This window comes from Pseudomonas sp. LBUM1660 (assembly GCF_059695935.1).
On sequence record NZ_CP166795.1, the window covers coordinates 3,815,173 to 3,830,631 of the forward strand.

Annotated in this window: 10 protein-coding genes; 6 read left to right on the top strand and 4 right to left on the bottom strand. The window is 60.3% G+C overall.

All coding sequences use genetic code 11. The features are described 5' to 3' along the window. Nucleotides 1-116: 116 nt before the first annotated feature. Nucleotides 117-1,208, bottom strand: coding sequence for a VOC family protein (locus ACA068_RS17900; RefSeq protein WP_497303641.1), 1,092 nt, complete (start codon nucleotides 1,206-1,208; stop codon nucleotides 117-119). A gap of 84 nt (nucleotides 1,209-1,292) precedes the next feature. After that, nucleotides 1,293-1,907: a TetR/AcrR family transcriptional regulator gene (locus ACA068_RS17905; RefSeq protein ID WP_461993099.1), complete on the bottom strand. Its 615-nt coding sequence runs from the start codon at nucleotides 1,905-1,907 to the stop codon at nucleotides 1,293-1,295. A 261-nt stretch (nucleotides 1,908-2,168) separates the two neighbouring features. Here ACA068_RS17905 and ACA068_RS17910 point away from each other — a divergent pair, with 261 nt between their 5' ends. Then, on the top strand, nucleotides 2,169-3,404 hold the full coding sequence (locus ACA068_RS17910) for an NADH:flavin oxidoreductase/NADH oxidase family protein (RefSeq protein ID WP_497303642.1): 1,236 nt from the start codon (nucleotides 2,169-2,171) through the stop codon (nucleotides 3,402-3,404). Nucleotides 3,405-3,425: 21 nt separating this feature from the next. Here ACA068_RS17910 and ACA068_RS17915 read toward each other — a convergent pair whose 3' ends face one another. Continuing rightward, entirely contained in the window at nucleotides 3,426-4,073 is a 648-nt protein-coding gene (locus tag ACA068_RS17915) for a TetR/AcrR family transcriptional regulator (RefSeq protein ID WP_497303643.1), read from the bottom strand. Nucleotides 4,074-4,075: 2 nt separating this feature from the next. Continuing rightward, nucleotides 4,076-5,734 carry a bifunctional 3-(3-hydroxy-phenyl)propionate/3-hydroxycinnamic acid hydroxylase MhpA gene (gene mhpA / locus ACA068_RS17920; RefSeq protein ID WP_497303645.1) on the bottom strand — a complete coding sequence of 553 codons (1,659 nt, stop codon included), beginning with the start codon at nucleotides 5,732-5,734 and terminating at the stop codon, nucleotides 4,076-4,078. Nucleotides 5,735-6,183: 449 nt separating this feature from the next. Here mhpA and ACA068_RS17925 point away from each other — a divergent pair, with 449 nt between their 5' ends. From ACA068_RS17925 to ACA068_RS17945, 5 genes are all read left to right on the top strand, one after another. Beyond that, nucleotides 6,184-9,081: an AAA family ATPase gene (locus ACA068_RS17925; protein WP_497303647.1), complete on the top strand. Its 2,898-nt coding sequence runs from the start codon at nucleotides 6,184-6,186 to the stop codon at nucleotides 9,079-9,081. Nucleotides 9,082-9,284: 203 nt separating this feature from the next. Then, a complete protein-coding gene (locus ACA068_RS17930; RefSeq protein WP_497310623.1) occupies nucleotides 9,285-9,500 on the top strand; it encodes a hypothetical protein in 216 nt (71 codons plus the stop codon). 119 nt (nucleotides 9,501-9,619) lie between these two features. Further along, complete coding sequence (locus ACA068_RS17935; RefSeq protein ID WP_497303649.1) at nucleotides 9,620-11,137, top strand: TolC family protein; 1,518 nt, start codon at nucleotides 9,620-9,622, stop codon at nucleotides 11,135-11,137. A gap of 30 nt (nucleotides 11,138-11,167) precedes the next feature. After that, a complete protein-coding gene (locus ACA068_RS17940) occupies nucleotides 11,168-12,280 on the top strand; it encodes an efflux RND transporter periplasmic adaptor subunit (protein ID WP_497303651.1) in 1,113 nt (370 codons plus the stop codon). After that, on the top strand, nucleotides 12,277-15,372 hold the full coding sequence (locus tag ACA068_RS17945; protein ID WP_497303653.1) for an efflux RND transporter permease subunit: 3,096 nt from the start codon (nucleotides 12,277-12,279) through the stop codon (nucleotides 15,370-15,372). The genes ACA068_RS17940 and ACA068_RS17945 overlap by 4 nt, the downstream gene beginning before the upstream one ends. Nucleotides 15,373-15,459: the final 87 nt, after the last annotated feature.

The window sequence follows — 15,459 nt, forward strand, 5'->3', positions numbered from 1 at the left end:
GTTCTGAAACGGGGCTGGTAACGGTGTAGACCCACGCACCGCCAGCGATCAAAGCACCGGCTTTAAGCACGTCCCGCCGGCCAAACCGGGTTGAGTTGTTCGACATGGCGGCAGCTCTAGCCAAACATCCGCATCAGCGTGATCAACTTGCGAATCGTTAAATCCGGGCTGCGTCGCAGGTTGCGGATCAGCAGAAGCACATTGGTCAGGTTCATCTTGGGTTTGGTAAAACTCTTGGGCATGCGCTGCCCCCACTGCGCCATTGCCTCGGGGCTGACCGGATGAATGCCCGTAGGCCGAGTGGCCGTGAAAAGATCCCCGTCGCAGTAATGCTCGTGCTTGTCGCCCCAAGGGTCTTGCCAGTAATCGAAGATCTGACTGCCCAGAATGTGCCGGCCGATGCCCCATGAGTGCGCCCAGCCCCGCTCCCGCAGGACGCGCTGCCCCATACCCACGGCGTCTGCATCGACGACTTCATAGGCGCTATGGCTGTAGGTGGCCATGAACCCTTGCGCAATCGCGAGCGTATGGTGATCCGCGGGAATATCACCGAGATCAAGGCGCATGAAAGTGACAATAGGCGTGCCGTCGGGGAGTACCTGAACATCGCTGGGAATAAACCCGAAATGCTGCGTGTACCAGGCACAGGTCGCCTGATAGTCGGCCACTTCAATGACGATGTGGCCAAGCTTGAGGACTTCAGGGGGAGCAATCGGCGGGCGCTGCGTGGCGTTGATTCGCGGTTGTTCCTGCGCCAGATTCCAGTTGAGAGGAGCTCTATGGGCCAGCGTCTTGCACGGCGTCTGGTCGCAGACAGCTTCCACAATGAAACCGGAAGGATCCGTCAGCCTGACGTAATAACCTTTACCGGGATGTTCCGATTTCTCGACCGATGACGCACCCGGGATTCGAGTGAGCTTTTCCAGTTCGTCCAGGGACTGCACTGCAAGTCCGAACCCTATAAAACGGGCATTTTCGGCGCGTTGGACACGGTAACAATAGGAAGTGGCGTCGGTGGCCCGCATATAGAGCGTATCGGCCTCTTGCCGACTTACCGTCAGGCCGAAGTCAGTCAGGAAACGCGCCGCCTCATTCAAGTCCGGCCGCTGGAAGATCAGGTGCGTCAGATCCTGGGCCTTTACCGTCGGCTGCGGATGCCGGGTGGGCTGTTGCGTCGCCAACCGGTGCAATTCGATTTTGTTGTTCATTGTTGTTGTTTTCCGGTTTTTTGGGCAAAGCTGTCCCGACCCCCTGAAAACCCAGGGGTTTTGCCAATTAAGTCAGTTACGAAATCAGTCGAGAGATGGAAGTGCCGGCAACTCTTTGGTCGCCAACGCACGAGCCTCCTCTGACGGCACACCCAATGCCCGCAATACCAGCTCGGCGGTATCAGAGCCCGACTCGCGCCACGTTCGGTGCCCTTCCAGCACCAGGAAAATCGAGCCAAGCACGCTGCTCGATATCAACGTCAGTACCGAGAGCAATTGCTCCTGCGCAAACGTGTAGCGCCCAGTGGCAAGCCCGCTCAGAAGATCCTTGGTCGCCTGGCTGCTGAACATTTCGCGCAACGCCGAATTGCTCATGGCGAATTTATGGATGAACGCGCCCCACTGGGAGTCTTCGTGCGCTCGGCGAATGAAGAATCGAATGCCATTTGCAAGGCGATGAGCGGGATCCGATAGGGAGTCGAAGCTCTTGTTGACGCGCTCATGCATCTCCCTCGCGAGATGGCTGGCGACCGCCTCGAACAGGCTTTCCATGCTGTCTATGTTGCTATAAACCGTTCCGCGCGCGACGCCTGCCTCTTGCGCGAGGTCAAGGATGTTCACTTGTGAGGTGCCTCTCTCGGCGAACAAGCGAAAGGCAGCTTGATGTATACGGCGCTGTGTCGGATTCAGGGATTCCACGGTTCTCTCTCCAGGATTACCTTATGGAGCAATTGAACACTCGTGTTCATTTTACGTCAACCATATTTTTTAGCATTCTGGCTTTTTGTCTGACAATCGGCGATTAACCTAATAATTAGGACGCCATGATCGATGTCTCCGGATCATCAACAGCCCTGCACGTTGACATAATTGAACACTAGTGTTCAATTATGTCAATGCGCAGGCTCGTCTTCTCGGCAAGCACCTGGCTCTGCCCATCGATGAAAACCAGGACATAACATGACCAGCTCAAATCTTTTCAAACCACTTCGATTACCTAACGGCACGGTGATTCCGAACCGAATCGCCAAGGCTGCCATGGAGGAGAACCTCGCCAATGAGGAACACGCTCCAGGCGAAGCGCTGGTTAAGCTCTACCAGCGTTGGGCGGAAGGTGGAGCCGGCCTGATCATCACTGGCAACGTCATGGTTGACCGTCACGCTTTGACCGGACCCGCTGGCGTAGTGCTTGAGGATGACCGGAACTTGGGCAAATTCAAGTTATGGGCCGATGCTTGCCGCAGCCGCGGAGCCCAGGCCTGGATGCAAATCAATCATCCCGGACGGCAGCTATTGGCTTCAATGGGACAGTCGGCAAGGGGCCCCTCCGCAGTAGCGGTCGATATCCCCGGACTTTCAAAAGCGTTTGTGCTGCCCAGGGCTTTAGAGGAACAGGAGATTGAAGAGCTGATTGGACGTTACACCCAAGCGGCGGTGCTGGCCGAGCGTGCCGGATTCACCGGCGTGGAGATTCATGCCGCGCATGGCTACTTGTTCAGCCAATTCCTTTCGCCCTTGACCAATCGGCGTGACGACAGCTGGGGCGGCAGCCTGGAAAATCGTGCGCAAATTCTCCTGCAAACCATCGACGCAATACGTCAGCGAGTGGCACCGATCTTTTGCGTCGCTGTAAAGCTCAACTCCGCGGACTTTCAGCGTGGCGGGTTCGATGCTGCGGATGCGGCTCGCGTAGTGGAAATGCTTAACGCCAAGGCGGTCGACCTGGTCGAGTTGTCGGGTGGCAGCTACGAAAGCCCGGCCATGCAGGGACAGACCCGCGATGGCAGCAGCCTGGCTCGAGAAGCCTACTTTCTCGAGTTCGCAGAAAAAATAGGAGAAATGGCGCGCATGCCGCTGATGGTCACCGGCGGCGTGCGTAGAAAGGAGGTCGCGGAGCGAGTGGTGAGCGGCTCGGTGTCGATGGTCGGACTTGCCACTGCTTTAGCAATCGAGCCTGCTCTGCCAAATCAGTGGATGGCAGGTCGGGACATCAAAGTGGAGCCCATTGTCGTCCGCTGGAAGAACAAAGCGCTGGCGTCGCTTGCAGTGGCATCGGTGGTCAAGAAGCAGCTCGGATTGTTGAGCCAAGGAAAAAGGACAAAACCCGGGACGTCGCCACTCATGGCATTGATCTGCAATCAGTTGAAGGTTCGTCGCCAGGCGAAGAGCTATCGGCAATGGATCGATCAAGCCTGACAAATCAAGGATGACATCAGTTCAGGCCGGTAGCGGCTTGCCAGCGATTTTCCTGGCTCTGGCAGGCGTTACGCCCAGAGCCTGGAGAATCATTTCGGCGACCCGCACATCGTGCTCCACCACTGCACGCCCCTCGACAACTGAGCGCATCGCTCCGGTTGTGCACGACAAGACCAAATCCAGGGCGACCCCCTCGTCCTCATAAGCCAAAATTCCTGCACGCAGCCCCTCACGCAGATCACCCATTACATGAGTAGCCAATCGTGAGCGCATGGCCTGGTCGAAATGGATGATGCGCAATAGGGCATTCGCCCATTGGTGGTCAGCCGCAGCACGACACACAAACATGCGTACGCCAATCGAAAGCCGCTGTGCTCCGCACTGCACGTCCGCGTTCAGGACAGAAATGGCGTCAGAAAACTCCGCGGCCATGGCGATGCCCACCGCTTCGAGTACTTCGTCACGCGTTCGGAAATAGTTGTAGATGGTGCCGTTGGATACCGCCGCCTCGGCGGCGACTTCGAACAATCCGATATCCCCCACTTCCTTACGTGCAACAAGTCGCAATGCCGCGTCGACCAGACCGCGACGGGTGCGCTCACGCTTCTTGTGCCCCCTGGTGAGAGGTTCTGGCACAGCAGCTTCTAAAGGAGGTGTGGGGGAATCCATGATCAAGCTCTTAATCTAATCGGCTCGTTGATAGTAATGGAAACGCCGTCAGGAGTGGCGTCATCACTCATTAGCAGACCCCGGCAGTCTCGAAGGAGTTTGCTGGCCTCTGTGCCAGGGGCGTGGTGCATGATGATCCGGTCAGGACGAACGGCAACGAGCGTTCCTTTGGCAGCCAGTGGCAAGATCTCATGGTTCATATCTTCGATGAAGTTACAGCTGCCACCGGAGCGTTGGCCGCGGGGTCTGACCTCTAAGAAGTGACCGCCCATCTTTTCCCAGGCAACGATCTGATCAGTGGTGAGCAGTGACAACGGGTCAACACCAAATCCAACCAAGGTCAGGTTGTCTCCCAGCGCATCGTCGCTCAGCTTGATCTGCTTTTGCAGGGTACGAACCCATGCTTGGGGAAACAGGCTGCCGCGTACCAGCTTGTCACCCCGCCGATGCTGCACGAACAGACCGTGCATGAAAGTGTTCTTCGGTTTGATGTCCAACTGTTCGAAGTACCTTCTGGTCGCTGGAGTCAACGCCAGCATGCGCATCAGGCCGTGGATGAAGAAAGCCGCGACCTTGTTCTTGGGCATCACCAGGCGGCCCATGAGTTTTGCCAGATTGATCATCGCCTGAGCATGCGGGCGGCGCTCTACGTCATAGGAATCGAGTATCGCCGGCGCGGCGTGGCCACGAAGAACCCAAGCCAGTTTCCAGGCAAGATTGGCGCCATCACGAAGGCCCGCTACGAGACCTTGCCCGACAAAGGGCGGGGTGATGTGTGCCGCGTCGCCGACGAGGAAAGTACGTCCCTTGCTGAATCGGTTGCAGCAACGCGCGTGGAATCGATACACCGCCTTGCGTTCGATTTCCAACTCCAACGGATTGACCCATGGCGCAATGAGCCGGGCGATGCTTTCCGGGCTTTCCAGCTCCTCCCGGGATTCGCCGGGCTGCAACATGAATTCCCAGCGTTCCCTTCCACCGGGGGCGGGCATGTGCGGCGTGGGCCGCCGCGGATCACAGATAAACTCAATGTGATCAATGGCTGTCTGATGCCGGTTTTTGGCATCGACAATCAGCCAATCCTCTGCATAGGTTTGTCCTTCGAACTCCTGGCCGATCAGCGCTCTGACCTTGGAGCTGGCGCCGTCCGCACCGATCAGGTACTGGGCGCGAACAGGATGCGAGTGTCCATTTTGATCCCTTACGGTGGCGACCACGCACTCCGCTTCCTCGACCAGACTCTCCAGCTCGAAACCACCCAGGCTGGTCACTGATTTCAGTCGGGAAACCTGGCCACGCATCGCTCGTTCGAGGTCGGGTTGATAGAACGTCACAAGCTTGGGGTGGCCGTCGATACACCCTTCTGTATTGGCTCGACCGAATTGTCCGAGGACCGGAGAGTGCATCTTCACTTCAGGGATAACGATCTTCTCAAAAGCATCTTCCGACAATCCGGCGAGTTGCAGGATGCGCAGGGCTTCGTTGTCCAGAGCAATGGCTCGAGGCATCAGTACGATTTCATGGAGCTTGTCCAGCACCAGGGTCGTAACCCCGTAGCGGCCGAGCAGCGCCGCGATTGTCGCACCTACCGGACCGTAACCGACGACCAGCACGTCGACGGTAGAGGGAGGCAATTCGGAATCTTTCTTGTTGTTGTTCATCTCGAGCCCTTGTTGTGATTGAAGTCGTGAGGCGCACAGGTCTCATCGTTAGGCACAATCAAGATATTCAATATTGAGATTTATTTCAATATTGATGTTTTTGTCATTAATATTTGAGATCATTTAAGAGCCGTGATGTGACCAACCGGACGAGTTGAAATACAGGTGCAACTGGCCGCGTTAAGGCGAAGAAGGCTCGTGGCGTGAGGTTGCGCGCGTGCCAGTTTCCGACCGACGACGCTTGGCTTCAGAGTCGATCAGCGTTGTCATGGGAGCAATGGCCCAGGACTGAAGTGCGTACCTGTTAGGGGGCCGAGCCAAGGTTGGAGAACAGTCGGTGCAGGAAGTCAGGTCCACAAGACTAGGACGTCAGGCTTATCGTTTTCTAGCATCGAACCCCGTGCGAATCTTCAGCGCACCACCATGTTTTTAGTCTTTAGGAATCAACCGTGGCGCGTCCGCAGCCCCATCCGACCCCTACACTGCTTGACTTTGGCGAGTTCGAACTCGACGAGGCCAACGCTTGCTTGTTGCGTGATGGAAAAGCTGTGGCGTTGGCGCCGACCCCTTTTCTGTTGTTGTGTGTGCTCGCACGCCAGCCGGGTTCATTGGTATCCAAAGACGCCTTGCTGGATTCCGTGTGGGGGCATCGGTTTGTCAGCGATTCGGTCCTGAAGACGGCCATCAGCGATTTGCGCAAGGTGTTGGGCGATGACTCTAAGCACCCTCGCTTTATCGAGACGGTGTCGCGGCGCGGCTATCGCTTCATTGGCGTCTCGCCCCCTGCTGCTTCGATGCCGCCTACACCCATGGCGGTTACGGCGACCGACACCCCCCTGTTGCCGTCATTCATCGGTCGCACTGACGAGTTCTCCAGACTGCAACGGGCGTGGGAGCGGGCCGGTAGCGGTCAGCGGGCCGTTGTCTGGCTTGCTGGAGAACCGGGGATCGGCAAGACCACGTTGATCGAACATTTCCTCGCCGGCCTTGGCGACATCGCTTGCGCACGGGGCCATTGCATGGAGCACTTCGGCGCCGGCGAACCGTACCTGCCGGTGCTGGAGGCGCTGGCCGATCTTTGCCGCAGCGAACCGGCCCTGCCGGCGTTGTTGCGCGATGTGGCCCCAACCTGGCTACTGCAATTGCCGTGGTTGAGTAGCACAGAGGAGCGTGACGCATTGCGGCGCGAGCTGGCCGGCGTCGGTCCGGAACGCATGCTGAGGGAGTTCGGTGAGTTGTTGGACCGCTACACAGAGACGCGCCCGCTGTTGCTGGTGACCGAAGACCTGCACTGGAGTGATCGGGCGACAGTCCAGCTCATCAACTACATGGCCCGCCGACGTAGCCCCGCACGGTGCATGTGGCTGTCAAGCTTCCGCCTTGCCGAAGTGGTGGCGCTCGACCATCCGCTCAGCTCATTGCGCCACGAGCTGCGTCTGCAACGCTTGTGCGAGGAAGTGGTGCTCGACCCGTTTTCCGAAACCGAGGTCGCCGACTATGTGGCGCTGCGTTCAGCCTCGCTTGCACGCGACGAAGCCTTCGTGCGCGCCCTGCACGAACGGACCGACGGTGTGCCGTTGTTCGTTTCCTCAATCATCAGTGAAGTGATGGATGCAAAAGAAGACGAAACCACCATCGAAGCCCGACTGGCGAATCTGGCGGTTCCCGACAACCTTGCGGCCATCATCGATCACTACATCGCCAAGCTTGATCCGGAGCAACGAACACTCCTCTGCGCGGCTGCGGTGTGCGGGTCCGACTTCCGGATTGAGACGGTTTCGCTGGCCCTCGAGCGCAATCTCTCTTCGGTGATCGCCGCCTGCGAGGAACTGATACGTGAACAGGTATGGCTCAAACAATCGCGGGCTCCCGATGTTGACGAGGCGGTAGAGCCTCCTTACTCGTTCCGACACGCCCTTTTTCGCCAAGTGCTTTATGAGCGCACACCGCGTTCGTTGCGCATCGATCTCCATGGCCAAGTTGGCACTGCCCTCGAACGCGAGCGATCGGCCGGTGTGCCGGTTGCTGCCTCGGAACTGGCGATGCACTTTGACCGTGCTCGGCTGCCGATGATCGCGCTGCGCTACTACGCCGAGGCCGCAGAAGCCGCGCTACAGCACTTCAGCCCGGACTTGTGCATCAGCCTCACTGAGCGCGCCCTACTCCTGCTTATGCAGGTACCCGAGGGCACGGAGCGCGATACGCTCGAAATTACCTTGGCCACGTTGCAGGGGGTTTCGGCCTTCCACATGTTCGGTGTCGGCAGCGAAACCAAGGGGGCTTTCGAACAGGCGTACACGCTGCTCGCGGACCTACCCGAACACCCTATGCGTGGTCGCCTTCTGCACGGGTTCGGCTATCTGCTCGGTCTGCGCGGCGACTATTCGCAGGCTTTGGAAGTGGCAGAACGTGCTGAAGCTCTCTCCCTAAACGCGAACGATCAAGAGCTCATGCTGGCGGCGTGCATCGTTCAGGGCGAGGTGCATCACCTCCAGGGTCGCACGAAAACGACTCGCGGCTGGTTAGAGCGCGCTCTCGCGATCGCCGAGCCGCTGGACATCGGGACAAGCGAGATCTTTGCGGCTGATCCCCAGGTGATGCTGCACGGTATGCTGGCCATTGAGCTGGTGCGTTCTGGCCTTATCAAGCAGGGTCGGACCCATATGCAGCAAGCACGAACCCGCGCGCATACGCTTCGACAACCTATGACATGGCTGGTCGCTACCTGGCAGGAGGTGTTGATCGAAGTACGGCTGGGGAGCCCTATGCGGGTGGCTGCGCTGGCTGACGACATGCAGAAGCTCGTCGATGAATATTCGCTCGCACTAGGGCGCACGGCTTGCCGCTGGTGGCGCGGCTGGGCCGACGCCCGCAACGGTGCACCCCGCGACGGCTACCGTCGCATACGCGAAGCCTACGAAGAACACACCGGACTGGGCATGCGCTCCGGTGCCAGCGAAGTACTCGGATACGCCGCCGAGGCGCTACTACTGGCAGGTGATTACGACGCAGCGCAAATCGAACTGCACGAAGCACTCCGGGTGGGGGAAGAACTGGGCGAACGCGTGTATCTGCCGCAGCTCTTGCTGCTGGAGGCCGCGATCGTTCGAGCTCAGGGTCGGCCTGGCGCCGGCAGCGTTGCGGTGCGTCGCGCCGTTGAGGAGGCACGGGTCCAGGAAGCACCGTGGCTGGAACTGCTAGCGCTGGTGGAGTTGTATGAGCACCACAACGCTACGGCCGAGGACCATCAGGCATTGTCGACTCTGATTGATCAATTGCCCGAAACTGACGGAACCGAACTGGTGAAACGTGCGCACTCACTGCTTCAGGCTACTAAGTCGACTTGAAGCGACGGCTTACCCTTCCTTGCCTGGTGAACTGATATCGCGCTCACTCAGCGAGGGCTAAAACCGCGTGGCCGCCAGCGTTCTGGTGATCGCCGCCTCTGTTTTGCGAGCGCTGTCCCGACCAAACTCTGACCTTTCGCTTACGACTCGACCCAGGGGGCGGCCTACGCTGTCGTCGAACTTTCTTGATCCCCTGGTCCGTGATGAGCCTGAACCCTGAATCCAAGTACCCGAACCGCCGCGCATACGTTGTCAAGTTACGTAGTGATGCCGCGCCGGGAGCCCTAGCTGGCCGCCTCGAAAACCTGGTCACCGGTCGTCAACGCGAGTTCTCGTCTGCCGAAGAGTTGCTAGAGTCGATTGGCTCGGATCTAGCGTCGGCCGTCAGTGAACAGGCGGTAGACACTGACCGCGAGTGACTCCTTCCAACATAAACATACATGAGCGCATGGCGACCGAACGGCGACGGTTCGCTGACGACTTCGCGCGCACCCGAACCTACGCTGATGCAACCTCGCATTTACACGAGTTCACTCTGATGTCGCGATTTTCCACTTCCCATCCGCTGTCCCATCAATCCGGTCGAACAACCTTAAAGCGCACCGAGCGCACGACTGGCTTCGTTACTGCGGCAGCCCTTGGCACTGCGATCTCCTTCGGCCTATTCGGTTGTTCCACGCCAGTCGTCAAACCATCAATCGACCTGCCGAACAACTTTGCCGCAAGCACAGCCTCCGAGATGGAGCCCGAGGCGGCCTGGTGGGAGGTCTACCACGACCCGCTGCTGACGGATCTGGTGCGGCGAGCCGCGCGTGAGAACCGCGACGTCAAGATTGCCGCCGAGCGCCTGCGTGCCGCGCGTGCCGGAGAGACGGTCAGCCAATCCTGGCTGCTCCCGAGCGTCGGTGCATCCGTGTCCGGCAGTGACCGCAGCAGCGGTTACAACTCAGCAATAAAACAGGGTTATCCGGATACCAAGACCACCAGTGTGGGTCTGGACGTCTCCTGGGAACTCGACCTGAGCGGCCGTCTGCGAGCCGGCGCAGCGGCGGCCGACGCCGATGCGCTAGCCGCGGAACACAGCATGCAGGGAGTACGCCTGCTGGTGATGAGCGATGTCGTCAGCAACTATTTCACACTGGTCGGAGCACAGCGCCAGGTCGCAACGTTGCGCGCAATCTCGGCGATGCAGGATGAGACGCTGCGTCTGGTCGCCGCGCGTCAACAGGTGGGGCTGGCATCCGCCTTCGACGTCGAACGCGCGCAGACCGATGCCTTGTCGGCGCGGGCGCAGATTCCGCCGCTGGAAACTCAAGTGGCGGTGTCACGTCACCGTATCGCGGTGCTGATCGCCGACCAGTCTTTCAACACCACGAACATCCAGCCTGCCACAGGTGATTTGACCGACGTGCCCGAGGCCAAGCCCGGCCAACCCGCCGAGTTGCTGCAACGCCGACCTGACGTACTGGCGCTGATGGCACAGCTCGACGCCGCCAATGCGCGACGCCAGCAAGCGAAAGCTGAATGGTTCCCGCAACTCTTCCTCGGTGCGTCCTTTGGCCGTCAGGGCCTTAGCCTGAACGGTGCTGATCTAGGCGCTGCGCGCTTCACCAACGTAGCGGGCCTGCTGGCGATGCCGCTCTTCAACGCCGGGCGCACGCAAGCGATCAACGAAGCGGCCGAAAGTGCTCAACAAGAGGCGCTGCTACGCGCCGAGGACGGCATCGTACGGGCGCTCGAGGATGTGGAAAACGCCCTTGTCACGCTTGCGCAGGAACGCCGCCGCTCCGGGTCGCTGCAATTGGCCGCCGCGTCCGCGGAGGCTGCGCAGAACCGCGCCCAGTCGCTCTATAACCGCGGGCAAATCGACCTGTTGCCACTGCTGGATTCGCAGCGGGCGCGCCTGGCGGCACGCCTGAATTCCAACGAAAGCAACACCCGCCTGCTGCTCGATAGCGTGCAGCTCTACAAAGCACTGGGCGGGGGCTGGCAGGTGTTCGAACAACCCGCCAACTCAACCGCATCCGCCAAAGCCGACCGGCCACCACTTTCCTAAGTATCTGTCGTTTTCCAAAGAGGAACCGCCTTGAAGAATTCCCTTACCGCGGCCGGCGCCTTGGCCGTCGCCGTCATGCTGTCCGCGTGTAGCCCCGACCAGCCCACCGTGCAGGCGCCACGACCGGTGCACACCGCTGCAATCAGCTACGACAATGCCCGCGACATCAGTCGCTATGTGGGCACCGTACAGTCGCGACATGAAGTCGACCAGGCCTTCCGCGTGGGCGGCAAGGTAGCCCAGCGCAAGGTCGATGTAGGCCAGTTTGTGCGTGAAGGCGACATCTTGGCTGTGCTGGATGACAGTGACTACCGCCTCGCTGAGGAAGCATCGCGACAACAGTGGGCGGTTGCCGTCGAGCAGACGCGCCAAGCCGACTCGGACCGCCAGCGCCTGACCGCGCTGAAGGCTGACGGCTCGGTCAGCGCGGCCGACGCCGAGCGCGCGCAGACAAATGCCCAAACCGCGCATGCGACCGCCGAGGCCGAGGCGCGAAAGCTCGAACTCGCGCGCAACCGGCTCAAGTACACCGTGCTGCGCGCCTCGCGCAGCGGCGTCGTCACGGCTGTCCGCTTTGAGGCCGGACAGGTCGTACCGGAGGGGCAACCGGTTGTCTTGATCGCGAATCCTGGCGAATCCGAGATCGTCATCGACGTGCCCGAGGATCAACTGGCCGTGTTCAAGGACGCGCGTTTCAAGGCCTCGCTGGCCAGTGCGCCGAACGAGATCTTCGATGTCACGTTGCGTGAGCTGTCGCCACAGGCTGCAGCACAGACGCGCACCTATCGCGCGCGGCTCAAGCCGTTGCAGGCGCTGCCGCTGGGCGCCACCGCCACGGTGATGGCCGAGCGAGTCATGACAAGTGTCTCTGTGGCGGCAGTGCCAGCCACGGCATTGACGCAGATCGGCGGTCAGCCGGCGCTGTGGGTGGTCACGCCCACGGGCAAGGATCCGGTTGGCATCGTCGATCTGGAGCGTGTGGCAGTTTGGGGTTACCGCAATGATGAGGTACTCGTCTCCGGGCCGCAGGCTGGCGTATTGGTCATCACCGCTGGCGTACAGAAGATGACGTCCGGACTGAAGGTCGCGCTCCCCGGTGTTGCGATCGTTGACGCGAATACCACGCAGCAGGCCGCCCGATGAACAACTTCAACCTCACCGACTGGGCGCTGCGCCATCGCGCCATCGTCCTCTTCATGCTCCTCATTGTCGCAGCGGCCGGCGCCTTCAGCTTCACCAAGCTCGGCCAACTCGAAGATCCGAACTTTTCCGTGCCTTCCATGACCGCCATGGTCATTTGGCCGGGCGCCACTGCCCAGCAGTTGCAGGACCAGGTCCTCAATCGCATGGAGAAGAAATTCGAGCAGATCGACAACTTCGAGAAGGTGGTCACCTACGCGCGCCAAGGCTACGCAGGGATGACGCTCACCGTGCGCGGCGGCACTTCCAAGGCTGACCAGCGAGAAGCCTGGTACCAGGCGCGCAAGAAACTCGACGACCTGAGCCTCGAGATGCCTGACGGCGTAATCGGCCCGATCTTGAACGACGAGTACGGCGACGTGTATGGCCTGATGTACGCCATCAAGGGCGACGGTGTCGGCCACGCCGACCTGTCGGACGCGGCCGAGGACATCAAGCGCCAGATGCTGAAGGTGCCGATGGTCAAGAAGATCGATCTCATCGGCAAGCAGGCCAAGCGTGTCTACGTCGAGTTCTCGCACGAGCGCCTGGCAGCACTGGGCATTACACCGCTGACCATCGCCGAAAGCCTCAAGAGCCAGAACGCGATGTTGCCCGCAGGCCAGATTGACACCCGCGGCGACCGCGTCATGGTGCGCGTGAGTGGACAATTCGCCAGCGAAGAGGCCATCCGCAACGTGCCCATCTCCGCGGGCGGCCGGCTGATCAAGCTCGGCGACATCGCAACCGTTACACGTGGCTTCGAGGATCCGCCGACCTACACGGTACGTCACAACGGCCAGCCAGTGCTGATGCTCGGCATCACAATGACCAGCGACGGCAACATCGTGGACCTCGGCAAGGCAATGGACACGGCAGTCGCCAAGATTCAGTCAGAACTTCCGCACGGCGTGGAGCTGGAGCTGGTGGCTGACCAGCCAACCACGGTAAAGGATGCAATCCTGGACTTCGGGCGCGCGCTGGCCGAGGCGCTGATTATCGTGATCGCGGTGAGCCTGGCCAGCCTGGGCTGGCGCGCAGGTCTCGTGGTCGCGGCCACGGTGCCGCTGGTGCTGGGCGGCGTGGCGCTGGTGATGTTGGCGATGGGCTGGAACCTCGAGCGCATCTCGCTCGGCTCACTGATTATCGCGTTGGGACTGCTAGTGGATGACGCCATCATCGCCATCGAAATGATGGTGGCGAAGATGGAAACCGGCATGGATCGCGTGAAAGCGGCTGCCTTCTCCTATCAGTCAACCGCCATGCCGCGCCTGACCGGCGCACTCATCACCGTCGTGGGCTTCCTGCCGATCGGCCTCTCAAAGTCCACCACCGGCGAGTATGCGGGCGGCATTTTCTGGATCGTCGGTGCCGCGGTGCTGTTCTCGTGGATCTGTTCCGGCATCTTCACACCGTACCTGGCGGTCAAGATGCTGCCCAACGACTTGGGCAAGCATCAGCACGCTGATCCGCACGACACCACGTTCTACCGCAGCCTGCGCCGCCTGATCGACGCCGCCATTGAGCGCCGCTGGGTGGTCATCGGTGCGACGGTTGGCGCTCTGGTGCTTGCTCTGGCCTGTATCAAGCTGGTGCCGCAGCAATTCTTCCCCAACAGTTCGCGCCCTGAGCTGGTCATTGACCTGCGCGTCAAGGAAGGCTCCTCGTTCGCCGCGACGACCGAGCAGGTCAAGCACATGGAGGAGATCCTGGCGAAGGACGAAGACGTGCGTTTCTATACCGCCTACACCGGCGCTGGCGCGCCGCGCTTCTATCTCTCGCTCAACCCCGAGCTGCCCAATCCGGGTTTTGCCCAGTTCGTTGTGATGACCAAAGATCTGGATGCACGCGAGCGGGTACGTGCGCGGCTGGTGGCCTCGGCTGACCAACAATTCCCACAGGCGTGGGTGCGCGTGACCCGGCTCGAGTTGGGGCCTCCTGTCGGCTACCCGGTACAGTTCCGCATCGTAGGGCCTGATACCCAGAAGGTGCGCCAGATCGCCCGAGACGTGGAGAAGGTGGTTGCGTCCAACCCGAAGGTGCGCGACCTCCAGCTCGACTGGAACGACCCGGTGCGTACGCTGAAAGTGGAGCTTGATCAGGACAAGGCGAGCGCGCTTGGCCTCACGCCGGCCGACATGTCATTGGCGACCCAGACCGTGATGAACGGCGCAACCCTGTCGCAGCTGCGTGAGCGCGAGGACCTGATCGACATCGTGGCCCGTGCCGTGCCAGAGGAACGCTTGAATCTCGACACACTGAAAAACATCAACCTTTACACGCGCCAGGGCACTGTGGTGCCGCTGTCGCAGGTCGCACAAGTGCGCTCAGAACTGGAAGAGCCGGTACTGTGGCGCCGCAACCGAGACATGGCGATCACTGTGCGTGCCGACGTGAAGGATGGAGAGCAGGGTGTATCGGTGACGCAGGAAATCCTGCCGTTGCTTGAGGACATCGAAGTCAAGCTGCCGACCGGTTACCGCATCGATGTGGGCGGAGCGGTTGAGGAAAGTGACAAGGCCAACAAGGCGTTACTCGCGGTGGCTCCGTTGATGTTAATCACCATCCTGCTGTTACTCATGCTGCAACTGCAGAACTTCTCCCGCATGTGGATGGTGATGTTGACCGCACCGCTGGGTTTGATCGGTGTGGTGCCGGCGCTGCTGGTGTTTCAGTCGCCGCTGGGCTTCGTAGCGATCCTGGGCATCATCGCTCTGGGAGGCATGATCATGCGGAACGCGGTGATCCTGATCGATCAAGTGCAAATCGAGATCGCCGAGGGGCGCGACCCTTGGAATGCTGTGCTGGATGCAGCCATTCACCGAGCGCGTCCGGTGATGCTCACGGCGCTGGCCACCGTACTCGCAATGGTCCCGCTCACACGAAGTGTGTTTTGGGGGCCGATGGCGATCGCGATCATGGGCGGCCTCACTGTGGCGACACTGCTGACGATTTTCTTTGTCCCTGCGTTGTACGCCGCATGGTTCAAGGTGGGTCGCCAGACGGCCGCTGATACCCAACAGGTAAAGGGGAGGGTCTCGCTTGCTTCTGAGTGAGCAGTCCATGTCACCGGGCCCCCGATACCACCGAATTAGAGAAGTTGTTCAGCGCCGTTTCTGAAAACAACCAAGATCAGCCGTGAG